The 24471-nt window shown below is 69.5% G+C and carries 18 protein-coding genes; 11 read left to right on the top strand and 7 right to left on the bottom strand.

The features are described 5' to 3' along the window. Positions 1–85: 85 nt before the first annotated feature. Positions 86–946 (bottom strand): endonuclease domain-containing protein, encoded by an 861-nt coding sequence (locus GH740_RS06320; protein ID WP_153745237.1) that lies wholly within the window; start codon positions 944–946, stop codon positions 86–88. A gap of 257 nt (positions 947–1203) precedes the next feature. Here GH740_RS06320 and GH740_RS06315 point away from each other — a divergent pair, with 257 nt between their 5' ends. The 9 genes from GH740_RS06315 (at position 1204) to GH740_RS06275 (ending at position 10905) form a co-directional block, all read left to right on the top strand. After that, on the top strand, positions 1204–1983 hold the full coding sequence (locus tag GH740_RS06315) for a biotin--[acetyl-CoA-carboxylase] ligase (RefSeq protein ID WP_153745236.1): 780 nt from the start codon (positions 1204–1206) through the stop codon (positions 1981–1983). 57 nt (positions 1984–2040) lie between these two features. Next, on the top strand, positions 2041–2595 hold the full coding sequence (locus GH740_RS06310) for a PH domain-containing protein (protein WP_153745235.1): 555 nt from the start codon (positions 2041–2043) through the stop codon (positions 2593–2595). 44 nt (positions 2596–2639) lie between these two features. Next, positions 2640–3776 carry a 5-(carboxyamino)imidazole ribonucleotide synthase gene (locus tag GH740_RS06305; protein WP_153745234.1) on the top strand — a complete coding sequence of 379 codons (1137 nt, stop codon included), beginning with the start codon at positions 2640–2642 and terminating at the stop codon, positions 3774–3776. A 126-nt stretch (positions 3777–3902) separates the two neighbouring features. Then, positions 3903–4370 (top strand): 5-(carboxyamino)imidazole ribonucleotide mutase, encoded by a 468-nt coding sequence (purE, locus tag GH740_RS06300; protein ID WP_153745518.1) that lies wholly within the window; start codon positions 3903–3905, stop codon positions 4368–4370. A 71-nt stretch (positions 4371–4441) separates the two neighbouring features. Further along, positions 4442–5818 carry an LCP family protein gene (locus GH740_RS06295; protein ID WP_153745517.1) on the top strand — a complete coding sequence of 459 codons (1377 nt, stop codon included), beginning with the start codon at positions 4442–4444 and terminating at the stop codon, positions 5816–5818. Positions 5819–5822: 4 nt separating this feature from the next. Beyond that, entirely contained in the window at positions 5823–6944 is a 1122-nt protein-coding gene (locus GH740_RS06290; protein WP_367640876.1) for a glycosyltransferase, read from the top strand. A 93-nt stretch (positions 6945–7037) separates the two neighbouring features. Next, a complete protein-coding gene (locus GH740_RS06285) occupies positions 7038–9191 on the top strand; it encodes an FG-GAP-like repeat-containing protein (RefSeq protein WP_153745232.1) in 2154 nt (717 codons plus the stop codon). Positions 9192–9286: 95 nt separating this feature from the next. Further along, complete coding sequence (locus tag GH740_RS06280; protein WP_367640874.1) at positions 9287–10162, top strand: ABC transporter permease; 876 nt, start codon at positions 9287–9289, stop codon at positions 10160–10162. Then, the gene (locus tag GH740_RS06275; RefSeq protein ID WP_153745231.1) at positions 10162–10905 is read left to right on the top strand and encodes an ABC transporter ATP-binding protein; all 744 of its coding nucleotides are present in this window, start codon (positions 10162–10164) and stop codon (positions 10903–10905) included. Before GH740_RS06280 ends, GH740_RS06275 begins: the two co-directional genes overlap by 1 nt. A gap of 17 nt (positions 10906–10922) precedes the next feature. Here the strand turns inward: GH740_RS06275 and rfbD are convergent, their stop codons facing one another. From rfbD to rfbA, 3 genes are read right to left on the bottom strand one after another with little or no spacing between them, the layout of a single operon-like run. Further along, positions 10923–12329: a dTDP-4-dehydrorhamnose reductase gene (gene rfbD, locus GH740_RS06270; protein WP_153745230.1), complete on the bottom strand. Its 1407-nt coding sequence runs from the start codon at positions 12327–12329 to the stop codon at positions 10923–10925. Next, entirely contained in the window at positions 12329–13327 is a 999-nt protein-coding gene (gene rfbB, locus GH740_RS06265; protein WP_153745229.1) for a dTDP-glucose 4,6-dehydratase, read from the bottom strand. The genes rfbD and rfbB overlap by 1 nt, the downstream gene beginning before the upstream one ends. Next, complete coding sequence (rfbA, locus tag GH740_RS06260) at positions 13324–14196, bottom strand: glucose-1-phosphate thymidylyltransferase RfbA (protein WP_367640871.1); 873 nt, start codon at positions 14194–14196, stop codon at positions 13324–13326. The genes rfbB and rfbA overlap by 4 nt, the downstream gene beginning before the upstream one ends. Positions 14197–14302: 106 nt before the next feature. On the opposite strand from rfbA, the gene GH740_RS06255 reads away from it, so the two are divergent. After that, positions 14303–16447, top strand: a complete 2145-nt coding sequence (locus GH740_RS06255) for an acyltransferase family protein (protein ID WP_153745227.1) — start codon at positions 14303–14305, stop codon at positions 16445–16447. A 33-nt stretch (positions 16448–16480) separates the two neighbouring features. Here the strand turns inward: GH740_RS06255 and GH740_RS06250 are convergent, their stop codons facing one another. Together GH740_RS06250 and GH740_RS06245 are read right to left on the bottom strand one after the other, a co-directional pair. After that, positions 16481–19090: a glycosyltransferase gene (locus GH740_RS06250; protein WP_153745226.1), complete on the bottom strand. Its 2610-nt coding sequence runs from the start codon at positions 19088–19090 to the stop codon at positions 16481–16483. Continuing rightward, a complete protein-coding gene (locus GH740_RS06245; protein ID WP_153745225.1) occupies positions 19087–20490 on the bottom strand; it encodes a bifunctional cytidylyltransferase/SDR family oxidoreductase in 1404 nt (467 codons plus the stop codon). The genes GH740_RS06250 and GH740_RS06245 overlap by 4 nt, the downstream gene beginning before the upstream one ends. Before the next feature lie 142 nt (positions 20491–20632). On the opposite strand from GH740_RS06245, the gene GH740_RS06240 reads away from it, so the two are divergent. After that, complete coding sequence (locus tag GH740_RS06240; protein WP_153745224.1) at positions 20633–22066, top strand: glycosyltransferase; 1434 nt, start codon at positions 20633–20635, stop codon at positions 22064–22066. Here GH740_RS06240 and GH740_RS06235 read toward each other — a convergent pair. Next, positions 22044–24416: a CDP-glycerol glycerophosphotransferase family protein gene (locus GH740_RS06235; protein WP_153745223.1), complete on the bottom strand. Its 2373-nt coding sequence runs from the start codon at positions 24414–24416 to the stop codon at positions 22044–22046. The genes GH740_RS06240 and GH740_RS06235 overlap by 23 nt on opposite strands. Positions 24417–24471: the final 55 nt, after the last annotated feature.

Genomic DNA, 24471 nt, shown 5'->3' with positions numbered 1-24471 from the left:
GCGCGCGAGCGGAGGGCGGATGCGCGCGGAATGCCCTCCGCCGGGTGGGATGCCCTCGGCTCAGCGGGCGGCGAGGTGAGACGGCTCAGCGGGCGGCGAGGTGGAGACCCTGCGCGATGGCGGCGAGGATCTGCGCCTCCACCTGCGGCCAGCAGTGCACGACCTGGAAATAGTCGAACCGGAGCACGGTGTAGCCGAGCAGCCGCAGCTCGACGTCGTGCGCAATGTCCGAGCGGCGCTGCCGGGCATCCTGATGGAACTCGTAACCGTCGATCTGGATCACGAGCCGTTCGCCGATCAGTCCGTCGACCCGATGGCCGGCGATCAGCGCCTGCTGCACCATCGCCACGCCGACGCGGGCAAGGCGCGTTACGACCCTCGTCTCGAGCCCGGAGTGCGACAGCGCGGTGGCCTCCGTCAGCAGCCGCCGGGCCTGCGGCGGCCAGCCCGGCACGGCGCGGAGGTGCTCGAGGGTGGTCTTCCGCGCCCGCAGTGCGGAGTCCCAGATCGAGCGTGCCTGTTCGTACGGGAAGCACGTGGCGATGGCCGCCAGCACGTTCTCGATCGGATCGACGAGGTCCCGCGGCGGGATCGGTGCGATCGGCTTCGCCCGGTGCACGACGATGCCGGACTCGAAGCAGCTGCTGGAGTGGGCGCCTACGGCGATGTGCCCGACGTCGGTCAGTCCTGGATCCCACAGCCCGAGCAGCCGCGTGGCGCTGCGGCACGTCACCCTGCCGCCGGCGCGGGCGGCGCGCACGAGGATCGGGCCGCTCTCCGGCGCGAGGATCCAGTGGCGGCGGGCGACGATGAACTGTCCCGCCCGCACGGCGGCCCGGATGCTCTCACCGCTCCATCCGGCATCCACCAGGTCCAGACGGTGCACGTACCCGAACGCCGTCATCCTCTCCCGCAGCCTTCGGCTCGATACGATCGGCGGTTCCATCCCCCGAGTGTCGTGCGCGGCGGGTGGGTGGATGCCGCCGCGGGCAGATTCTGTGGAGAAGTCGCGGCAGACCCCGGCCTGGGGAGGCGCCGGCGGCGCGCCGCGCGCGGCCGCCGAGGCGAGGGCTTTCGACTCGCGCGAGGGCTCTCCCGCCCCTCCTGCCCTCCGCTGGGCGGGATGCCCTCCGCTCGGCGCGGTGCCCGCAGCAGCGCCGCCGCCGCCGACGGCCCCGCGCGGCCACGCCGTAAGCTCGCCCCATGACACAGGGATTTCCGCGCACCGCGGCCGTCAGCCCGCGGGTCCAGGTCGTCGAGTCCACGGGGTCCACGAACGCGGATGTCGTGGCCATGGCATCCGCGGAGCCGTCGGCGTGGCCGCACCTGAGCCTGCTGCTGACGCATGACCAGCGCGCCGGGCGCGGCCGGCTCGACCGCACCTGGACGGCACCGCCGGGCACCTCCCTGGCCGTGTCGGTGGTGGTGCGCATCCCCGGCATCCCGCCGGCGTCCCGCGGCTGGATCCCGCTCGCCGCGGGGGCGGCGATGGCCCGCGCCATCGGCGCGCAACTGCTCGGCACCGGGCACTCCGTGGGTCTGAAGTGGCCGAACGACGTGCTCGTGGACGGGGGGAAGATCTGCGGCATCCTCGCCGAGATGATCAGCGAGGATGTCGTCGTGATCGGCTCCGGCATCAACACCCGGATGAGCCGTGCCGACCTGCCGCTGCCCACCGCCACCTCATTCGCCGAGATAGGGCGCGAGGCGGACGAGGACCGGCTCCTCGCCGATTACCTAACAGCGCTCGACGAGCAGCTCGCGGCCCTCGCGCGGGGCAGTGCGGCGCAGGCGGGCGTGCGCGGCGAGATCGAGGCGCTGTGCCTGACCCTCGGCCAGCGGGTGCGGGTCTTGCTGCCCGACGGGTCGCAGCTGGAGGGCATCGCGCAGCGGCTCGACGACGACGGACGGCTCGTCGTCGTGTCCGGGGCGGCCGAGACCGCCGTCTCGGCGGGGGATGTCGTGCACGTGCGGGGAGCCTGAGGCGACATCCGGCGCCATATGCGCGTGGATGTCGGCGGTGCCGGTGAGAATGGACGTATGAGCCAGCCGACGACCATCGGGGGACGGCCCTTCACGCCGGCCCCGGGATCGCCGACGCCTGAGTTGCGCATCGCCCGGTTCCGCCCGCACGCGCGCCGGCTGTTCTGGTCGGCGCTCGTGCTGATCGGGGTTGCCGCGGCCACCGGGCGGCTGTGGGGCAACCTCCCGGCCCCGTTCGAGGACTTGATGCTCGGCGGTGCCGCCATCGTCGTCGTGGTGCTGCTCGTGGTGATGCCGTTCCTGTCCTGGTGGTCGCACGTGTACCTGCTGACCACGCGCCGCATCATGGAGCGCCGTGGCATCCTCCGCGTGCGCCGCCGCGAGCTCGAGCACGTCCGGGGGTACACGATCCAGCTGCGCCGCGGTCCGCTGCAGCGGCTGTGGGGGACGGGCACGCTCATCCTGTCCAACGGGGTCGACGAGCCGATGCGGCTGCGCAACGTCCCGAGCGTCGCGCTCGTGCACGAGGCGCTCGTGGACCAGGTCGAGGTCAGCCAGATCCTCGCCCACCGCGACGCGACGTCCATCCCGCTGGCGTCCGCGGGATCCTGACTCGCGCGTCGATACGCGAGAATGGTCGGGGCGAAGGGAGCAGGATGACGCTGCGAGTCGGAGTGGTGGGCGGGGGCCAGCTGGCCCGGATGATGATCGCGCCCGCCGTCGAGATCGGCGTCGACCTGCAGGTGCTCGCCGAGCAGGACGGCATGGCGGCGCAGCTGGCGGCATCCGCCGTCGGCGACTACCGCGACGCGGACACGGTCCTGGAGTTCGCGAAGACCGTGGATGTCGTCACGTTCGATCATGAGCACGTCCCGCAGCCGGTGCTGCGCGCGCTCGTGGACGCCGGCGTTGCCGTGCACCCCGGGCCCGACGCGCTGCAGTACGCCCAGGACAAGCTGCTGATGCGCGCCCGCCTCGACGAGCTCGGGATGCCGCAGCCGGACTGGGCGGCGGTGTCCGACACCGCACAGCTGCAGGAGTTCCTCGACGGGCACGGCGGCCGGGCGGTGGTGAAGACGCCGCGCGGCGGGTATGACGGCAAGGGCGTGCGCGTGGTGAGCGCGGCCACCGAGGCCGAGGACTGGTTCGCGGCGCTGGCCGAGGACGCCCGCGGCGGCCGGCTCCTCGTGGAGGAGCTCGTGGATTTCCGACGCGAGCTGTCGCAGCAGGTCGCCCGCCGCCCGTCCGGGCAGGTGCGCGCCTACCCGGTCGTGGAGACCATCCAGCGGGACGGCGTCTGCGCCGAGGTGATAGCGCCCGCCCCGCACCTCAGCGCGCCATTGTCGGACGCCGCCGCCCGCGTCGGCGTCGGCATCGCCGAGGGCCTCGGGGTGACCGGGATGCTGGCGGTCGAGCTGTTCGAGACGACCGACGACCGCATCCTCGTCAATGAGCTCGCGATGCGCCCGCACAACTCCGGGCACTGGACGCAGGACGGCGCGATGACCAGTCAGTTCGAGCAGCACCTGCGGGCGGTGCTCGACCTGCCCCTGGGCGACCCGTCGCCGCGGCAGGAGTGGGCCGTCATGGTGAACATCCTCGGCGGGCCCGCCTCCGGCAGCCTCGACGACCGTCTTGGGAGCGTGTTCGCCGCGCACCCCGCCGTCAAGGTGCACACGTACGGCAAGGACCCGCGCTCGGGCCGCAAGGTCGGACATGTGAACGCCGTCGGCGACGACCTCGACGACGTCGCGTATGACGCCCGCGCGGCCGCGTCGCTCTTCCAGGACTGACGCGCCGGGGCGGGCCGCACGGACCGCGAACCCGTGCCGTTGCGGGGATCTTCCAGTCATGCACCCTAGCCTTGACGGGTGACCGAGCCGCTGCACTCCTCCACCTCCCCCCTCGTCGGCGTCGTGATGGGCTCCGACTCGGACTGGCGGGTGATGAGCGACGCGTCGCAGGCGCTGACGGACTTCGGCATCCCGCATGAGGTCGAGGTGGTCTCCGCGCACCGCACGCCGGACAAGCTCGTCGCGTACGGGCGCGGCGCCCGCGCGCGCGGGCTGAAGGCGATCATCGCCGGAGCCGGCGGCGCCGCGCACCTGCCCGGCATGCTCGCATCCGTGACATCCCTCCCCGTGATCGGCGTCCCCGTGCCGCTGGCGACCCTCGACGGGATGGACTCCCTGCTGAGCATCGTGCAGATGCCCGCGGGCATCCCCGTCGCCACGGTGTCGATCGGCGGCGCCCGCAACGCGGGCATCCTCGCCGCCCGCATCCTCGGTGCGTCCGACGCGGCGCTCGCCGACCGGATCGAGGCGTATGCGCGGGACCTCGCCGGTCAGGTGGAGGAGAAGAACCGCCGGCTCAAGGAGTCTCTGTGACGGCGCAGGCCGCGCGCCACATCGTCGAGGAGCGGCCGCTGCGATATCCGGACGCCGAGGCGACGTCGCTGATGACGCGGCGCGGCTGGTGGCTGGTCGTGATGAACTTCCTCCTCCCCGGCTCGGCGCAGGTGCTCGCCGGCAATCGGCGCCTGGGCCGGTTCGGCCTGGGCGCGACGATCCTCATGTGGGTGCTGATCGTCGTGGCCGTCGTGACCGCGGTGACCTCGCTGCCGGTGCTGACCTCGATCCTCACCGCGGCGGTGCCGCTGCCGTGGGGCGGCCGGATCTTCGCGGCATCGCTGCTGCTCGAAGCGGTGCTGGTGGCGTACCTGGTGCTGTGGATAGTGCTCACGATCGACACGCTGCGCCTGGTCCGGCTCGTGAGGACCGGCCCCGGCGCCCGGTTCGGCATCGCGGTGCTCTCCACCGTCCTGCTGGTGGTCTCCGGCGTCGGCACCGGGATGGCGGTGAGCAAGACGGATGCCGCGCGCAGCGCGCTCGGCAGCATCTTCGTGTCCGAGGGCCCGGCGGTGCCGCCCTCGGACGGCTACTACAACATCCTGCTGCTGGGCGCCGACAGCGGGAAGGGCCGCGACTCGATGCGGTTCGACTCGATCTCGGTGGTGTCGGTGAACGCCGACACCGGCCGCGTGGTGATCACCGGCATCCCGCGCGACCTGGAGGGCTTCCCGTTCCCGAAGGACAGCCCGATGCATACGCTCTACCCCGACGTGCACACCGGGCACGGCAGCCCGACGTGCGGGTGGACGGGCGCCATAAACCAGCTCAACACCGAGCTGGAGGTGTGCCGCGACGGCAGCAGGATCTACCCGGACGCCGAGAAGAACGCCTCGACGCCCGGTGTCGAGGCGACGAAGGATGCCGCGGAGGGCCTGCTCGGGATCAGGATCCCGTACTACGCATTCATCGACATGGCGGGGTTCGCGGCGCTCGTGGACGCCCTGGGCGGCGTGGACATCACGGTGAGCGAGCGCCTGCCGGAGGGCGGCGGGCCGAAGTACGAGGGCCAGCCCGTGGACGAGTGGGCGACAGGGTGGATCGAGAAGGGGCCGCAGCACATGGACGGCAAGACCGCCCAGTGGTACGCGCGCTCCCGCAAGACCACGAGCGACTGGGACCGGATGAAGCGGCAGCGGCAGCTGCAGGAGGCGGTCCTCAAGCAGTTCACCCCCGGGACCGTGCTCGGCCGCTTCGAGCAGATCACGAAGGCGGGGGAGCACCTCGTGAAGACCGACATCCCGTCGTCGATGTTCGGCTACTTCACCGACCTCGCGATCAAGGCGAAGGGGCATAAGGTCACCTCGATCGAGCTCACTCCGGACGGCGCCGAGGTCGATCAGACGCACCCCGACATCGCTTATGTGCACGGTCTCGTCCGCAAGGCCCTGCACCCGCCGACACCGACCCCGACCCCGAAGGGATGATGCGGTGAGCGTGCTGCTGCGGGTGGTGCTGGACCAGCTGATCACCCAGACCGACCCGGACCTCGCGACGGCGTCCCGCGAGCTGACGCACGCGCTCGTGCAGGCCGCGCCCAGCGGCTGCGAGGTCGGGGCGCTCGTGCCGTCGGGGGCGCACGAACTGGACCTGCCCGGCGTCGCCGAGGTGCGCCGGCTGGGCATGGGCCGCCGGGAGCTGGCGGCAGCGTGGCAGCTGGGTGTGACGGCCGGGACCGGCGGTGGGCTCATCCATTCGCCGACCCTGCTGGCGCCGCTGGGGCGCCACGACCGCGTGAACGACCACGACCAGACGGTCGTGACGCTGTGGGACCTGCTGCCCTGGGAGCAGCCGGAGGAGCTGCCGCGGCCGGCTCAGATGTGGTTCAAGGCGATGCTCAAGCGCGCCCGCAAGCACGCGGATGCCGTCGTGGTGCCCACGCACGCGATGGCGCAGCGGCTCGCGGAGATCGTCGACGTCGACGGCCGCGTGCGCGTGATCGCCGGGGCCGCACCCGCCGGGTTCGCGGTGCCCGTCGACGCCGTGGGGCGCCGGCGCACACTGAGCGTGCCCGAGGGGATCATCGTGCTGGTCGGGGATGCCGCGCCCTCGGCGGCGCTTCAGACCGGCTTCCGCGCGATCGCCGGCTCCGGCGCCGACCTGCCGATCGTCGTGGTGGACGCGCGGGAGGGGCAGGAGCCCGCGATCGTGGAGTACGCCGAGGCGGCGGGAATCCCGGCGCGCCGGGTGCATGTGCGCGTCGACCCCGATCCGGGGGACCGGGCCGCGATCCTGGACGTCGCCGCGATCGTGGTCGCGCCGTCGCGGCGCAGAGCGTTCCCGTGGCGGATCGTGGAGGCGATGGCCCTGGGCGTACCGGTCGTGGCCGCGGCATCGCCGGACCACCGCGAGGTCGTCCTCGACGGGGGACGCGTCGTGGGCGACGAGAACGACGATGGCGAGGATGCCGCGGCGCTGTCGGCCGCGATCACGGACGCGCTCTCGTCCACGGCCGCGCTGGAGCGCCTTGCGGTCCTCTCCGGCGACCGGGGTCGCGCCTTCTCATGGCGGGAGGCCGCCGACCGGGTCTGGCAGCTGCACGCCGACCTCTGAAATCAACCCTCCAGCCCGCTGGATTCAGCGTGTCGCGCGTCGGGATCTCAGATTCGGGTGGTAATCACGCGCCACTTCAGTCACAATGTCCACATGCTTTCTCGCGCGCGTCCGGCCTCGACCGCTCCCCGGCGATGGCTCATCCTGCTGCTGTCGGCCCTGATGGCGGCAGCCGCCCTCACGGCGGTGGCTCCCGCAACAACGGCGCAGGCCGCCGAGCTGCCGGGCACGATCATCGACGGCGGGTACATCATCTCGGATGCCGAGTTCTACCGGTCCGGCTCGATGACCGAGGCGCAGATCCAGACGTTCCTCAACAGCAAGGTCCCCACGTGCGCGTCGGGTGCGACGTGCCTGAAGACCTACCGCGGCGACATCGAGGCGCAGTCCAAGGACTCGTACTGTGCGGGTGCGACGGCCGAGAAGGGCGTCACCGCGGCGCGGATGATCTACCGCGCGTCGATCGCGTGCCAGATCAACCCCAAGGTCATCATCGTGATGCTGCAGAAGGAGCAGGGTCTGGTCACCTCGACGAAGCCGAGCGCGTGGAACTTCGAGCACGCCATGGGCCAGAACTGCCCGGACACCGCGGACGGCTGCTCGGCGGCGTCGGCCGGGTTCTGGAAGCAGGTGTATCTGGGTGCTCGGCAGATGCAGATCTACACGAAGTACCCGACCTCGTTCAGCTACCGTGCGGGCCAGTACAACACGATCAAGTGGGACCCCAGTTCCTCGTGTGGGTCGTCGAAGGTCTACATCAAGAATCAGGCGACCGCGAACCTGTACAACTACACGCCGTACCGCCCGAACGTCGCTGCGCTGGCCGCCGGCTGGGGCCTAGGTGACGCCTGCTCGACGTACGGCAACCGCAACTTCTACAACTACTACGTGGCCTGGTTCGCGCCCGACGCCTCCACCTCGACCGGGGCGCCGGCGCAGATCAGCGCGTGCACGAAGCCGGCCGCCGCGGATGTGGCGACCCGCACACAGACCGCGAAGGTGAACGTCGACGCCTTGAACGCTCGCACCGCACCCACCACGCTGTGCGGCAGCGGGATCCGCTCCCTGTCCCGCGGCACCGCCGTGGACGTCGAGGGCGTGTACGGCGCGTGGTCGCAGATCGCGGTCGGCAGTGCGACGCTGTGGGTGGTCAGCGATTACCTGACGGTCGACAGCACGTCCGGTGACGGTGCACCGGCCGTGACCGGGTGCGCGCAACCGGCCAAGGTGACGAGCGCCTCCGGCACGGCCGTGGTCACGGTGTCGTCGCTGAACGCGCGCACGGCCCCCTCGACGGACTGCTCCACGGGGGTCCGGTCGATCACGAAGGGGCAGAAGTACACCCGAACCGGTACGTACGGCGAATGGTGGCGGCTGAGTGTCGGCGGCACGGCGATGTGGGCACACAGCGACTACCTCGCGCTCGAGACGCCGTCGACCCCGTCGACCCCGTCCGCCCCGCCCGCGGAGGCTGCGGGGGTCCGGTCGGCGGGCGTCGGAGATCTGAACGGCGACAAGACCTCGGATGTCCTGGCCGTGCGCAAGGACGGACGACTGCTGCTCTACCCCGGCGACGGCAGGGGCAAGTGGCGCGCGTCATCCACCCCGGTCCCCGGCTGGGGGACCGCCACCCTCGTCCCGCTCGGCGACTTCACCGGTGACGGGCGCCCCGACATCGCGGCGCGGCGCAGCGACGGCAGTCTCTGGCTGTATCGCGGTGCAGGCTCCGGCACGTTCGCGTCCCCCGTGCGGATCGGAACAGGCTGGGGATCGTTCACGGCGCTCATCGGCGGTATCGACTTCGACGGCGACGGTCACACCGACCTGATCGCCCGCAACCGGGCGGGTTACCTGACCCTGTACCGGGGGGACGGGAAGGGCGGATGGGTCTCCGAACGCCGCCCGGTGATCGGGAGTGGATGGAGGTCGTTCTCTGCGCTGTTCGCCGCGACCGACTTCGACGGCGACGGCCGGCCGGACCTCATCGCGCGCAAGACCGATGGCACGCTGTGGCTGTACCGGATGAGCGGAACCGGTTCGTGGCTCGGCGCTCGCAAGATCGGCACCGGGTGGGGATCGTTCACGTCGGTGTTCAGCCCGGGCGACTTCAACGGCGACGGCCACTCCGACGTGCTGGCGCGAAAGCGCAACGGAGAGCTGTGGCTGTATCGCGGCAACGGTTCGGGCGGCTGGTCGGGCTGGTCTGCCGTGGGCTGGGGCTGGAACGGGATGGTCCAGATCCACTGAGCGCAGTCGCGCCCCAGACGGTTCTCAGCCGCTCGTCCACTAGGATTGCGGGTGGCCCGGATGCGGACGCGCGCGGCCGCTAGGACGACATACCCGTGACAACCACCTTCGACAAGAGCGCCTTCGACACACCTGGAAAGGGCCGAGGGCTCCTCGACGTCTTCCGGTATCGATACCTGCTGCGGCTGCTCATCTCGAAGGGCAGTTCGCTGCGGTACCGCAACTCGGTGCTCGGCTGGCTGTGGTCCTATGTGCGGCCGACGATCCAGTTCCTCATCTACTACCTCGTGATGGGGCAGATCCTGGGTCTGCACGGTCGCGTGGAGGACTACCCCCTGTACCTGTTCTCCGGGCTGGTCGTCGTGAACCTCTTCAACGAGGCCATGGGCGCCACGACCCGGTCGATCGTGGACAACAAGGCCCTCGTGCGCAAGATCTACCTGCCGCGCGAGCTGTTCCCCATCTCCGCCGTCGTCGGATCGTTCATCCACTTCCTGCCCCAGCTGGCAGTGCTGGTGATCGTCTCGCTGATCTTCGGGTGGATGCCGACGTTCGCCTCGGTGGGGCTCGCCGTGGGCGGCCTGCTTCTGGTCACGACGTTCGTGCTGGGCGTGGGTCTCCTGTTCTCCGCGATCAACGTCCGCTTCCGCGACGCCCAGAACTTCATCGAGATCATCCGCACGATAGCGACATGGTCGTCGCCGATCATGTACACGTGGGCGATGGTGTACGACCATACCGAGCACGCGCGATGGATCTTCATGGCCTACATGAGCAATCCCATCACCGTCGCCGTGGAGATGTTCCACAACGCCTTCTGGTCGCCGGTCGTCCCGGCCGACAAGCAGCTGGGCTGGCCGCCCGAATTCGGCTGGATCCTGCTGATCGGCATCGCCATCATCGTCGTCGTCACGATCGTCGGCCAGTTCGTCTTCCGACGCTTCGAGCGCACGTTCGCACAGGACCTGTGATGACACCGAGGACCATGACCGCGCAGCCCGCCATCGTCGTCGAGCATGTCTCGAAGTGGTTCAACAAGCGTTCCACCCGCTCGTTCAAGGACGCCTTCATCAGCTGGGTGAAGCGCCAGCCCGTGCGCTCACAGCAGTTCCAGGCGCTGCGGGACGTCTCGTTCACGATCCACGAGGGCGAGTCGGTCGCGGTGATGGGCCTGAACGGCTCAGGCAAGTCCACCACGCTGAAGATGGTCTCGGGGGTCCTGCGACCTGACGAGGGCCAGGTCCTGACACGCGGTCGGGTGGCCGGACTCATCGAGGTGGGCGCGGGGTTCCATCCGGACCTCACCGGCCGCGAGAACGTGTTCCTGAACGCCGCCATCCTGGGGATGAGCGAGAAGGAGACGAAGGAGCGCTTCGAAGAGATCGTCGCGTTCAGCGAGATCGGCGACTTCATCGACCAGGAGGTGAAGCACTACTCGTCCGGCATGTTCATGCGCCTCGCGTTCAGCGTGGCGATCCACGTCGAACTCGACGTGCTCCTCGTCGATGAAGTGCTGTCCGTGGGCGACGCCCCGTTCCGCGCCAAGTGCAACGCCAAGCTCAAGGAGATGGCGGCTCAGGGCGTGACGATGATGATCGTCAGCCACAGTGCCGGACAGGTCAAGGAGCTCTGCTCGCGCGGAATCGTCATCCGCAAGGGGGAGGTCGTCTTCGACGGCGCCATCGACGAGGCGCTGCAGGTCCTCGAGGGGTAGCGGCAGCGGTCGCCGCGTCAGCGCAGCGCGGCCCGCAAGCGGGCGTCCCACGTCTCGGGCGTGACTCCCACCCCGCGGATCTTCTTGAGCTCCAGCACGCTGTTGCGCGGCCGAGGTGCGATCGGCATGGCCGCCTGCGAGAAGTAGTCTTCCGTCGACACGCCGGTGACCCGTGCCGGGTCGTGCCCGGTGAGGGCGAAAACCTGTCGCGCGATGCCCGCCCAGCTCACAGCCGGCCCTGTGTTCGTCAGGTTGTACGTCCCGAATGGCGCGTGTGTGCTCAGCAGATGGTGGATGCCATGTGCGATATCGTCCGTGAACGTGAGGCGTCCGATCTGGTCGTCGACGACCCGTGGATCGACGCCGCGGTCGGCCAGTGAGGCCATCGTGCGCACGAAGTTCTTCCCATCGCCGATCACCCACGACGTGCGGACGATGTAGTGCCGGGGAACCGTGGCCGCGACCCCGTCGCCGGCAGCCTTCGTCTGCCCGTACACTCCCAGCGGGCACAGCGGGTCGTCCTCGCGATACGGTCGATCAGAGGTGCCGTCGAACACGTAGTCGCTCGAGACGTGCACGAGCGTGAGCCCGTACGCGGTCGCGACGCGGGCGAGCGCGGCGACCCCGGTCACGTTCACCGCCCACGCGGCGGCGCGTCCCTCCGCCGTCTCGGCGGCATCCACAGCCGTATATGCGGCGGCATTGATCACGACCTCGTAGTCGCGCCAGCGCCGCGCGGTCTCCAGCGCCGGATCGGCGAGGTCCAGCTCGGCGCGGGTCGCGTACTCGACGTGCGCGGCGTCGCCGAACTCGGCACGCAGCGCACGGCCGAGCTGCCCGTTCGCGCCGATCACCAGGGTCTTGCGGGGCAGCACCGGGGTGACGTCCGCGAGACGCGGGTGTGCGGCATCCTTCGCCGACAGCTCGGCCCGATCGAGCGGGATCGGCCAGGCGATCGCGGCGGTCTCGTCGGCGAGGTTCAGGAACGTGTAGGTCGCATCCGGCGACCAGTGGTCGTTCACGAGGTAGGTATAGGCGGTGTCCGGCTCGAGCGTCTGGTACGCGTTGCCGACGCCGCGCGGCACGAAGATCGCCCGCGACGGGTCCAGTTCGCACGTGAACACGGCGCCGAAGCTCGGGCCCTCGCGCAGGTCGACCCACGCACCGAAGATCCGTCCGGTGGCGACGGAGACGAACTTGTCCCACGGCTCGGCGTGGATGCCACGGGTGGTGCCGACCGCGTCGTTGAACGAGATGTTGTTCTGCACGGGGCCGAAATCCGGCAAGCCTGCGGCCGTCATCTTCTCGCGCTGCCAGTTCTCCTTGAACCAGCCGCGGCTGTCGCCGTGCACCGGAAGGTCCCAGACGACCAGCCCCGGGATGGGTGTCGCCGTGGATCGCAGCGCCTTGCCGTACTCGGCCATCACTGGCCCTTGCTCGCGTAGAACGCCTCGGTGGCGTCCTTGGCGGTCGCCCACCAGTCCTCGTGGGTTCGGTACCAGTCGATGGTGTCGGCCAGCCCCGCCTCGAAGTCGCGGTATCGCGGCTGCCAGCCCAGCTCGTCCCGCAGCTTGGTCGAGTCGATCGCGTACCGCAGGTCGTGGCCGGCCCGGTCGGTGACGTGATCGTAGGCTCCGGCATCCTCGCCCATCAGCGTGAGGATCAGCTCGATCACGGTCTTGTTGTCCTTCTCGCCGTCGGCGCCGATGAGGTACGTCTCTCCGATCCGCCCGCGCTCGAGGATCGTCAGCACTGCGGAGGAGTGGTCCTCGGCGTGGATCCAGTCCCGCACGTTGTGACCGGCGCCGTACAGTTTGGGGCGGATGCCGCGGATGACGTTCGTGATCTGACGGGGGATGAACTTCTCGACGTGCTGGTACGGCCCGTAGTTGTTGGAGCAGTTGGAGATCGTCGCCTGCACGCCGAATGACCGCACCCAGGCGCGGACGAGCAGGTCCGATCCCGCCTTCGTGGACGAGTACGGTGAGGACGGGTTGTACGGGGTGTGCTCGGTGAAGCGGCCGGGGTCGTCGAGCGCGAGGTCGCCGTACACCTCGTCGGTGGAGATGTGGTGCAGCCGGGTGCCGTGCCGGCGCGCGGCCTCCAGCAGCGTGTAGGTGCCGGCGATGTTCGTGTCCAGGAACGGCCGCGGATCGTGCAGCGAGTTGTCGTTGTGCGACTCGGCGGCATAGTGCACGACGGCGTCGGTGTCCGCGAACAGTTCGTCGACGAGGCCGGCGTCGAGGATGTCGCCGTGCACGAACGTCACGCGGTCCTCGGGCAGATCGGCCAGCGACGCGCGGTTCCCGGCGTACGTCAGCTTGTCGAGCACCGTGACGTGATGGTCGGTGTGCGCGACCAGGTGGTGCACGAAGTTGGACCCGATGAATCCGGCGCCGCCGGTGACCAGCAGTCGGCTCATGCTCGCCCTCGCTCCAGCAGGTCGAGCAGGTACCCGCCATATCCGGACTTCGCCAGCAGCGCGGCGCGCTCGCCGAGCTCATCGTCGGTGAGGAACCCCTGCCGCCACGCGATCTCCTCCGGGCACCCGATCTTCATCCCCGTGCGTCGTTCCATGGTCCGCACGTAGTCGCCGGCGTCGGTCATCTGGTCGAACGTGCCGGTGTCCAGCCACGCGGTGCCACGGGGGAGCACCTCGACGTGCAGGGTGCCGCGGTCGAGGTAGGCGCGGTTCACGTCGGTGATCTCGTACTCGCCGCGGGCGCTGGGCTGCAGGCCGCGTGCGGTCTCGATCACGTCGTTGTCATAGAAGTACAGACCGGGCACGGCGTAGTTGCTCTTCGGGTGCGCGGGCTTCTCCTCGAGCGAGACGGCCCGTCCGTCCCCGTCGAATTCCACCACGCCGTAGGCCTCGGGCTGCGACACCCAGTAGGCGAACACCGCACCGCCGTCCACGTCGGCGAAACGCTTGAGCTGCCGGCCGAGGCCGGGGCCGTACAGCAGATTGTCGCCGAGGACGAGGGCGACCTTGTCGTCGCCGATGAAGTCCGCGCCGATCGTGAAGGCCTGGGCCAGGCCATCGGGTGAGGGCTGCTGCGCGAACGTGAGCGAGATCCCGAACTGCGACCCGTCGCCCAGCAGCCGCTCGAAGAACGGCGCGTCGTGAGGGGTCGTGATGACCAGGATGTCGCGGATCCCGGCGAGCATGAGAGTGGACAGCGGGTAGTAGACCATCGGCTTGTCGTATACCGGGATCAGCTGCTTCGACACCCCCAGCGTGATCGGATGCAGACGCGTGCCGGAGCCCCCGGCGAGGATAATGCCTTTCACATTGCCATCCTGGCAGAGCACGCCGCACGCCAGCAGAGGCTGCGCCGAGCCCGCCGTGCGCGTTCTCCACGGGCGTTCAGGTGAGGTCGCGTAAAATCCACGGGTGATGACCGTCTTCGAGAAGCCCGACATCGGTCTGCCCGGGTCGAGGACGACGCACCGTCGCGAGCGCGATACGGCCGCGGCTCACGTCACACCGATCCGGGCCGACATCCAGGCGCTGCGTGCGCTCGCCGTCCTCCTCGTCGTGGTCTACCACTTCTTCCCGGGGCGTCTTCCCGGCGGTTTCGTCGGTGTCGACGTCTTCTTCGTGATCTCGGGCTTCCTCATCACCGGCCACCTGATCGGCAAGCCCCCGCAGACCGGGGGGCAGCTGGCCGATTTCTGGGGACGCCGCATCCGACGGCTGCTGCCGGCGTCGTTCCTCGTTCTGGTCGTCACGATCGTGGTCACGCTGGTATGGGCCCCGCAGACGGTGTGGAAGGGGGTCGCGGAGCAGGTCGCGGCGTCCGCCCTCTACGTGCAGAACTGGTTCCTCGCCGGCCAGGCCGTCGACTACCTGGCCGCCGATGCCGCCCCCAGCCCGGTGCAGCACTTCTGGTCGCTGTCGGTCGAGGAGCAGTTCTACCTCGTGTGGCCGATCGTCGTCCTGCTGGCGATCTGGCTCGTCCGGCGCCGGCGCGAAGACGCGGACCGGCGTGCGGTGGGAGTCGCCATCGGCGTCATCGTCGCCGCGTCGCTCGTCGCCTCCGTGTGGATCACCGCGACCGACCCCGCGTCGGCGTACTTCGTCTCGTGGACCCGAGCGTGGGAGCTCGGGCTCGGCGGCCTCGCCGCCTGCGTCTTCCCTTGGGCACAGCGCCGGCTGGACGGGCGGGCGGGTGTCCGGCTGATCGTGGCGTACGCGGGCCTCGCGATGATCGCGTATTCCGCGTTCGTGTACACCGGCGCCCTTCCGTTCCCCAGCGCGACGGCCGCGATCCCCGTCGTCGGCACGGCCCTCGTCATCATCGCGGCCGTCGAGCGTGGCCGGTTCTCACCGTTGCGGCCGATGTCGTGGAAGCCGGTGCAGATCGTCGGCGACAGTTCGTACAGCATGTACCTCTGGCATTGGCCGGCGCTCGTGCTTCTGCCGTATGTTCTCGGCCAGGATCTGCACCGTGTCGCCAAGGTGCTCGCCATCGTTCTGGCGTTCGGGCTGGCGTGGCTGACGAAGATCTTCGTCGAGGACCGGTTCCGCGGCCGCAAGCCGCTCGGGGTACCTCTTCGGCGCTCCTTCGTCTTCGGTGCGGTGGGGATGCTCGCGATCGGTCTGGTCTGCGGGTCGGCGATCGCGTTCGTCAACGTGCAAGCCGCGAACGCCCAGACGAAGCTCACCCGCGCGCTCAGCGATCCGACCTCGTGTTTCGGATCGCGGGCCCTGGTGAACCCCGGCTGCTCGCCGCACGGCGACCGGCTGCTGACCAGCCCGGTCTTCGCGCAGGACGACAAGCCGGAGCCGTATGCCGACGGCTGCTGGATCCTCGGTGACTTCAGCGACCAGAAGACATGCCACTACGGCAGCACCGCGCCGGATGCCAAGCGGGTGGCCCTGGTCGGCAATTCGCATGCGGGTCACTGGTTGCCGGCGCTTCAGCAGATCGCGACGACGCAGAACTGGAGCATCACGACATACCTCATCTCGGAGTGCTACACCGTCGACGAGAAGATCCAGTTCGAAACGCCCGAGAGGACCGCGAACTGCCTGGCCTGGAACGACAAGGTCATCGCGACGATCAAGAAGGCCGGCTACGACCTCGTCGTCTTCTCCAACCGCACCTCCCGCACGATGCCCGGCCTGACCCTGGCGCAGACGTTCCCGGAGGCGCAGAAGTCCTACACGCGTGTCCTGAAGACCTGGGTCGACGCCGGTGTGCCGGTGCTCGTGCTGCGTGACACGCCGTACGCCACCGAGCTGACGAACGTACCCGACTGCGTCAGCGAGCATGAGGACGACCTGTCCGCATGCGACGGGACCGCATCGCGGAAGCAGACCGACCCGCTTGCCGACGCCGCACAGGCCATTTCCGCACCGAACCTGTCGGTGCTCGATCTCACCGACCGGATCTGCTCCGGCCAGGTCTGCTATTCCGTGCTCGGGGGAGTGATCGTGTACTTCGACCGCGGCCATCTCTCCGGAACCTTTGCACGGTCGCTGGCGCCGGACATCGCGCGCAGCGCAGACGCGCTGATGGCACGTTCCGCCAGGTAGCCGCCGCAACGTCGCGACGACCGGAGCTGTCCGCTATCCCGAGGTGGCAGCCAGCAGGGACTTCACGCGGACCGTGATCCGTTCGCTCGACCGTCCGTCGACCATCGGCAGGGTGCGGTCCACCCGTCCCCGATACAGCGCTCGGTCGGCGCCGCCGGTCAGCTGGCGCTCGACGACGGACACCGCGTCGTCCACGGTCGTCGAGACGGGCCCGAAGCCGTGCTCCTGGTACGACCAGTATCCGGGCAGATACGTGTGCCCGCCGCGGAGGAACTCGTCACGGTCGAACTGGAAGTAGGACACATCCGCACCCGCGAGCGCGGCTTCGAACGCGATCGATGAGTAGTCGGTGACGACGCATCGGCACCGCATGAGCAGTCGGTGCACATCGTCCACCGACCGCATCAGCTCGACCGGTTCGGCCAGCAAGCGGGGATCGATCTGGGTTCGCAGATTCGGATGCGGGAGGAACACGACCCGCACGCCATGCTCCGCGGCCGCCGCGTGCAGCCCGGGGTCGTTCAAGAGGGACAGCCAGGAATGGCCGAACGCGGTCGCCTCGAACGGCTCCTTGAGAGTGCGCAGTGCGCCGGGCGCGGTCTTCGCCGCGTGCATCCCGTTCCGCCACGTCGGGGCCACCAGGATGATGTCGCGCTGCGCGGGATCGGCGCCCGCCGCCAGCCGGGCGACTTCATCATGCCGCGGAAACCCCGTCAGCTTCGCCTGCACCGACGTGAGCACATACGACGAGTCGTCCTCGACGAGCGATTTCTGCTCGTCGACGCTCGCAGTCGTGATGATGTCGATGGGTTTCTTGTTGAACCAGTGCGACAGGTCGTGCTGCAGGACGCCGTGCTGCAGGTACACGAACCGCCACGGCCGGCGCCGATCCGGATAGAACAGCTCGGGAAAGGGCTCGGTCACCTCCACGTCGAGATGAGTCGACAGAACCACCGGGGCTGCGGCCAGGAGGGCCCGATGTCTCGCGGTTCCGTATCCCACGAGCCGGAAGCCGTCCCTGCGCAGACGCGCCCAGTCGGGTGAGCCGGCGGACAGCACGAACCACGGATTGACCGATCGCTCATGCTCGCGCAGATAGCGATACAGGTACTCCGCGCTGTCGCCGGCGGCCGACACCCTGTCCATCAGAACCCAGGCCCGCCGGAAGCGGTGGGAGAGCCCCAGCAGCTGCCGTGTCCGGGTGCCCCGGCGAGCCCGCATCCCCGCGGCGCGCGTGGCTGTACGCGCGTGCGCCGCGAAGGCGCCCGGGATGATCACGGCGATCTCGGCGCGCGCCCGTTCGAGGGCGCGCCATGCCAGGCGACGCACAGGCCCCGCGGGGGCCGGTGAGGCATCCCGGAGCGGCTGGGCGTGGAGGGCTTGATACGTCCCGACGGAGAGGGCGACGGCGCGCCCGTCCAGGTCGAGCTGCGGCAGCTCGCCCGGTGGCAGCCACGCGATGCGCTCTCGGATCAGGTCCTGGTCGAACACGTCGATCCGGCGGATCTTTCCCGTGGTGGGGGTCAGGGTCTCATCCCCGCGAGTGAAGCGCTCCACCGGTGGGGCGCCCTGGAACAGGTATCGCACGTCGATTCCCCGCCCGTCGGCGACGACGGCCTTGGCGACGCCCTGGTCCGGCAACCCGGAGCCCTTGAGCGCAAGAAGCAGGCACCGCAGCTCGACGGACAGCGGCGTGATCCCATACGCATGGATGCTGCGGTCGGCGACGTGGTGCATGATGCCGCTCAGGGCCGCGAGGACGCGACGCTTCTCGTCAGCCGTCAGCCAGGTCGCCTTCGTGGCGACATCGTCCTCCCGCGCCAGGAACCAGCTGACGTCGTAGATGAACGTCGTCTCGAGCCAGGCGGGGATGGGTCCCCGCATCACCGCTTTTTCGAAGACAGGGGCATATCCGTCGTCGAATCGGCCGAGGTAGAAGTTCGGGTTGGAACGTGCGGTGTCGACGGCTGAATCGCCGGCCGCGCGCTGGCGGTAGATGTACTCGCTGTCGGCGACACACAGCACGCACCGGTCGGGCGCGTCCAGGAGATAGTCGGCGACGAACACGGCGTCTTCGGACATGTCCAGTCCGGGTCGGAAGCGGGTACCGTGCGTGAGGATGAGGTCACGCCGGAAGAACGCGGATGCCGCCTGCGTCTGGATGAACCGGGGGTCGCGATCCAGATCCACCACGCGCGTTCCGGCCGCGAACTTCCGCCGAAGGACGTGATTGTCCGTGACCCGACCGACCGATTCCCGGAACCACTTCACGTTCGTGCTGACCAGCACCGCCGTCGGATCTGCCAGGATCGCGCGTGCCGCCGCATCGAGATATCGGTCGCCCACGAAATCGTCGCTGTCCGGGAAACCGATCCAGTCTCCCGCGGCTGCGGCGATCCCGGCGTTCCGCGCCTCGCTGACGCCGCGGTTCTCCTGACGGAGCACGCGCCCCGAACGCGCTCCGGCGGCGAGCCACCGCTCGGCGATGTCGGCGGCATCGTCGGGTGAACCGTCGTCGACGAAGATGAATTCGACGTCGTATGGGCCCGGCCGTTGCGCACCCAGCGACTCGAGCAGCGCGGGAAGATACAGCGCTGTTCGGTGCATCGGGACGACGAGGCTGAAACGGATCGAGCCGGTCATTTCCGCTCTTTGAGGGCGGCCATCGCGGCGACGTCGACGGTGACGACTTGACCGGTGAGGCCGGCGCGCATGACGTGCGTGGTGACCCGGGCGACATCCTCCGGGTCGAGGAGGGTGCCCGCCGGTTCCTCGCCGAACGCAGCGGTGCGCATCGGCGTCGCGGTGCGCTGAGGGTTGATGCAGTTGATCCGCACTCCGTCGTCGGCCCATTCCTCGGAGAGGGCCTGAGTGAGGTTGACGACGCCGGCTTTCGTTGCGGAGTACGTGCTGTAGTTCGCGCGACCGCGGGTGTACGAGCTGGAGGTGAACAGGATCACCTGACCCTGTGTCTCGGCGAGGTACCGGTAGGCCTCTCTGCAGATCAGCGCCGGTGCGGTGAGGTTCGTCTGGATCGTCTTCTTCAGGTCCTTCTTCGTCGTGTCGACCAGCGGTGCGATCCGCAGCACGCCGGCGGTCACGACCACGGCGTCGATCCGTCCGAGGTGCCGCGCGGCGTCGGCCAGCGCGTTCTTCACCTGCTTCGCCGAGGTCACATCCGTTCCGGTCGTGGAACGGCTGTATTCACGCACCGTCGCGCCGGCGGACTCCGCCTGCCGGACGATACTCGCGCCGATCCCATAACTGCCGCCGAAGACCACGACACCCCTGCCGGTCAGGTCCGGGAGCGCCTGCATCCCCTCGAGCGAGAGGCTCGTGGACTGCAACTGAAAGAGCTTGTCGGCGATGTGGACGTCGATCGGCTCGGTCACCTTCATGTTCTCGGGCGTACCGTCCACCACGTGGATGGGCACCTCCGGAAGGTAGCTGAACACCACGCCGCAGTCGTCTGTCGCGTGGAACGTCGGGTCTTTGCGCGCAAGCTCGTACGCACGCCGGATCGTGCCCAGGCGGAAGGCCTGGGGCGTCTGGCCGCGGCGCAGGTGGCTGCGGTCGGGGATTCCGGAGATGTGACCGGCGTCGTCGATCTGGATGATCGTGTCGGCCGACGGGATGGCGGTGTCGACGGCCTCATACGTGTCGAGGGCGTCGATGCAGTCGTCGATGATCCGATCGTCGATGAACGGACGGACCGCATCGTGGAACAGCACCTTCGTGTCGTCACCGGAGAGGGCCGCGATGGCGAGCTGGGTCGTGTCGTTGCGGGTCTGTCCACCGGGAAGAATGCGGGTGAGCTTCGGGAAACGCGGGTCTGTCTTGAGGCGATCCAGCTCCGAGATGGCACCGGCGTTCATCATGATGATGATCTCGTCGATGCGCTCGCTCGCCTCCAGCGCCTCCAGGGTGTGTTCGACGATCGCCTTCCCCGCGATGCGGATGAGCTGTTTGGGGATGCCCAGTCCGACGCGGACTCCGATCCCGCCCGCGAGAACGACCGCGACTGTTCTGGTGCTGTCTGCCATGTATCGACACCTCATGGAACGATGAGCGCAACGCGCCGAGGTGGCGCGTGCCCATCTTACGGTTTACTGTCTGAGTGCCTTGTGCGGCCGCCTCACTGCGCCCGACTGCGCGGGCAGCGACCGGAAAGGGGGTTCCCTGCAGATGGCCTTCATCAGCGCCGTCGTTCCGCTGTACCGTGTGGAGCGGTACCTGCCCGACCTGCTGCGCAGTCTCGCGGCGCAGCGGCTCGGCGACGACATCCTCGAAGTGATCTTCGTCGACGACGGCTCTCCGGATGGCTCTGCCCGGCTGGCGCAGGAGTGGCTCGCACAGACGCGGACCGCGGGCCGCGTCATCCGCCAGGCCAATGCGGGAGTCAGCGCTGCACGCAACGCGGGCATGGACGCGGCGACCGGCGACTGGGTGACGTTCCCCGACTCGGACGACTTCGTGGCGAACGACTACTTCCGCCGTGTCGCGCGTTTTCTGCGGCGTCACGGTGATCAGGTCTCGCTGGCCTCCACGCGGCTGGTCCGTCTCCGCGAGCCGGAGACCAGGGTTCGCGATGTGCACGCCCTCAAGTTCCGTTTCATGGCGGGCGATCGCCGGGTGTCGATGGTCCGGTTTCCGGACTTCTTCCAGCTCAACGTGGCGTCGGTGTTCTTCCGTCGCGGCGACCTCACCGACAGGGGTGTTCGGTTCCGCACGAACCTGCACGCCTCGGAGGACGCGCTGTTCGTCGCGGAGTTCCTGCTGCACGAGGTTGAACCCGTGCTCGGCCTCGTGGCCGGCGCGCGCTATGTGTATCGGCGACGCGCCGCCGCGGACTCCGCGATCGACGGATTCCGTCGCGATCCGGACACGTACATCGGCCGGTTCCGTGACGGCTACGCGCAGCTGATGGAGCGGGCGGCGGCATCGGGCGGGGTGCCGGAATGGCTGCAGGCGATGTTCCTCTACGAGTGTCAGTGGCTGCTGCCGGTCCAGCTCACGGCGGACGGCTACGCCTCGGTCCTGGACGCGGACGGACAGCGGGCGACGCTGGACGCCCTCGCCGCCTGCGCGGCCCACGTCGACGAGGACCGGCTGTTCCGCTACGACGCCACAGCCCTTCCGCTGGAATCCCGGTTGCTGCTGCAGCTGCTCGCGGGCAGGCCGATCCCGGCGTGGGTCGGCGCCTACCGGCGGGGCCCCAGCCTCGATCTCGCGGTCGCGGATCCGACGTCGGTCGAGGTCCGGACCGGCGACGAACGGATCGATGCGGTGGGGGCGGTCAGCACCCCGGACTACTTCGGGCAGCAGCTGCTGCACCGGTGGAGTGCGGCGGCGCCGGGCGGGGCGCGGGTCGTCGCCGACGGCGCCGCAAGGCCCGTGATCGACGGTGTGCGTGGCGACTCGCCTGGCCAGAGTCAGGACCGTCACCGGCGTCGCGTGTTCGGGCAGCTGCGCGGGGCGGTCCCCGCCCGCGAGGGCGAGGTGCGGGTGTGGAAACCGGTGCCGGGGCCGCTCGGCTCACCGTGGCGGCGACTGGTGTGGGACGCGCAGTTGGTGCTGCACCGGCTCGCGCGCCGGATCAGGCGTCGACGGAACGGATGACCGCCGCCGCGATGGTGTCCGCGCACGCGGTCGTCGACATGCCCGCATCCTGCGGCACCTGCACCCAGCGGGCGGCGAACGCGCGTGCGGCATCCGCGGTGCCCTCGCCGGCCCGGATCGACGCGACGAGCTCGTCGACGTCGCGCACGATCGGGCCGGGGAGGTCGCGGCGGTAGTCGAGGTAGAAGTCGCGTGACGCCGTGTACTCGTCGAGGTCCGGGGCGAGGAAGTAGCTCGGGATGCCGAGGACGGCGGCCTCGTACAGCGCCGAGGAGTAGTCGGTGATGAACAGGTCGGCGACGTCGAGCATCTCCTGGGTCGAGAAGCCCGGTGCGGTGTCCACGTGCGGCCCGAAGTCCGTCGCCATCAGCGGGTGCACCTTCACCACGAGGTGGATGCCGATCCCTTCCAGGGCGCGCGCAAGCACGGCCGTGTCCACGGTGACGGTCCCGTCCAGCCGGAACGTCGGCGCGAACACGGCGACGCGGCGTCCCTGAAGGTGGGGGTGCACCGCGCGGATCCGGTCGCGCGTGATCCGGGCGCGGTCCGGATCCAGAAGGCGGTCGACGCGGGGGAGCGGGGCGACAGTCACACGATCGGGGGTCGTCCCGAACGCCTCGGCGAACGCAGGCCGGCAGTCCTCGCCGCTGGCCAGCACCATGTCGTAGCCGGCATGCATTCGCATAGCGCGGGCGAGGCGGCGATCCCGCCCTTCCTCGTGGTCGAGGATGCTGAGCCCGAACTTCTTGAAGGCGCCCAGGGCATGCCAGATCTGCACGACCGTGAGCCCGCGGCCGTGTCGGAGCAGGCTCGCCACCATCGAGTAGGTGTCGATGACGAGCACCCGTGAGGTCGCCACATGGAACAGCTGCGTGAGCATGTGGAGCGCGTAGCCGATCTTCGCGAGATAGCCGGGCGGCACCATCCGCACGAGGGTGACGATCCGGATCGACGGATCGGCGCGGGTGATGGCGGCGGCCAGGTCGACGAAGTCGCCGGGCACGCTCTCGTGTTCGCGGCTGATCATCACCACCTTCCGCCGCCGCGGCAGGAGCCGCAGCGGCGCGTAGGCGACGTTCAGTGCGACGCGGGCGGTGTAGGCGACGAGCAGCCGCAGGCCCATCGCTCCCGACGCCCGTGTCGGCGCGGGGGAGCTGCCCCCGGGGGCGGCGGCCTCGGGGCGCCCGCCCTCCCGCGGCGTGAGGATGAGTTCCCGCGTGATGCGCTCGGACGACCGTCCGTCGCACGCCCCCATGAAGCGCTCGAGGAAGTCCGTGGAACCGGCCTCGTACCGCGCGTCGAGGATGGCCTGCGCGAGCCCGGTCGGATCGGTGACCAGCGGCCCGGTCACATACTCGCTGAACGGATGGTAGAAGTCCCGCTCTGCCGTGTACTCCTGCAGGTCCGGGCAGAAGAAGACGACGGGACGCCGCAGCAGCGCGTACTCGAAAATCGTCGACGAGTAGTCCGTGATCAACACGTCGGCCGCCATCAGCAGCTGTGTGATCTCGCGGTCGGCGCTGACATCCAGGACGCCGACGGTCCCCGGACGGGCGACCGTCAGCGGGCGGACGAACGGGTGCATCTTCACGAGGAGCACGAAGTCGTCGGCGAGATCGTGCGCCAGCGTCGCCCAGTCCACGCCGTCGTAGTCGAACGTCGCGGTCAGCTGGCCGTTGCCGCGGAACGTGGGCGCGTAGAGGGCTATCCGCGTCCCCTCGGGGACGCCGTAGCGTGCGCGCACCGCGCGGCCCGCTTCCCGGATGATCCGTTCGTCGAAGAACACATCGGTGCGGGGCACACCGAGTGCTTTCACCCGGTCGAGGTCCACCCCGAAGGCCTCGGCGTAGTCCGGTCTGACGCCCTCGCTGCTCACCGTGACGTCCGTGTAGTTGCGGTGGATGATCGATCCGGGGATCGGCCCACCGGGCAGGCCCGCCCGGCTGTAGCCGACGCGCTTGAACGCCCCGGCGGCGTGCCACACCTGGACGAGCCGGGTAGCGGGCCGGATGTGGAACGGGTAGATGAGGGGATAGAAGTCGTCGACGACGATCGTCTGGGCCGTCGCGGTCATCCACGGCAGGCGGACCATGTCCCGGAGGGGCCGGCGTGACCGCAGGCCGCGCTTGAAGATCCCGATGATCTCGGCGCCGGGATCCTGGCGGAGGACTTCGTCGCGGAGGAAGGCGAGGTTGCCGGAATACCCCGCCCGGGAGTCGGAGAGGAACACTATGCGGCCCGGGCGGACGCGGGTGAACCTCGCCAGCAGCGCGTAACTGAGGAAGTAGGGGGCCCACCGCCACTTCTGCAGGAGGCTGCTGCGGCGCAGGATGCTTCGGATGCTGGGCATCGTGGCGGGGCTCTCCTCATGCGAGTGGTGGTCGGGCAGAGTCTATTCGACTCGA

The organism is Microbacterium sp. SYP-A9085 (genome assembly GCF_009649635.1).
In the GTDB taxonomy this organism is placed as follows: Bacteria; Actinomycetota; Actinomycetes; order Actinomycetales; family Microbacteriaceae; genus Microbacterium.
This window is presented reverse-complemented; position numbering and strand designations above follow the sequence as displayed.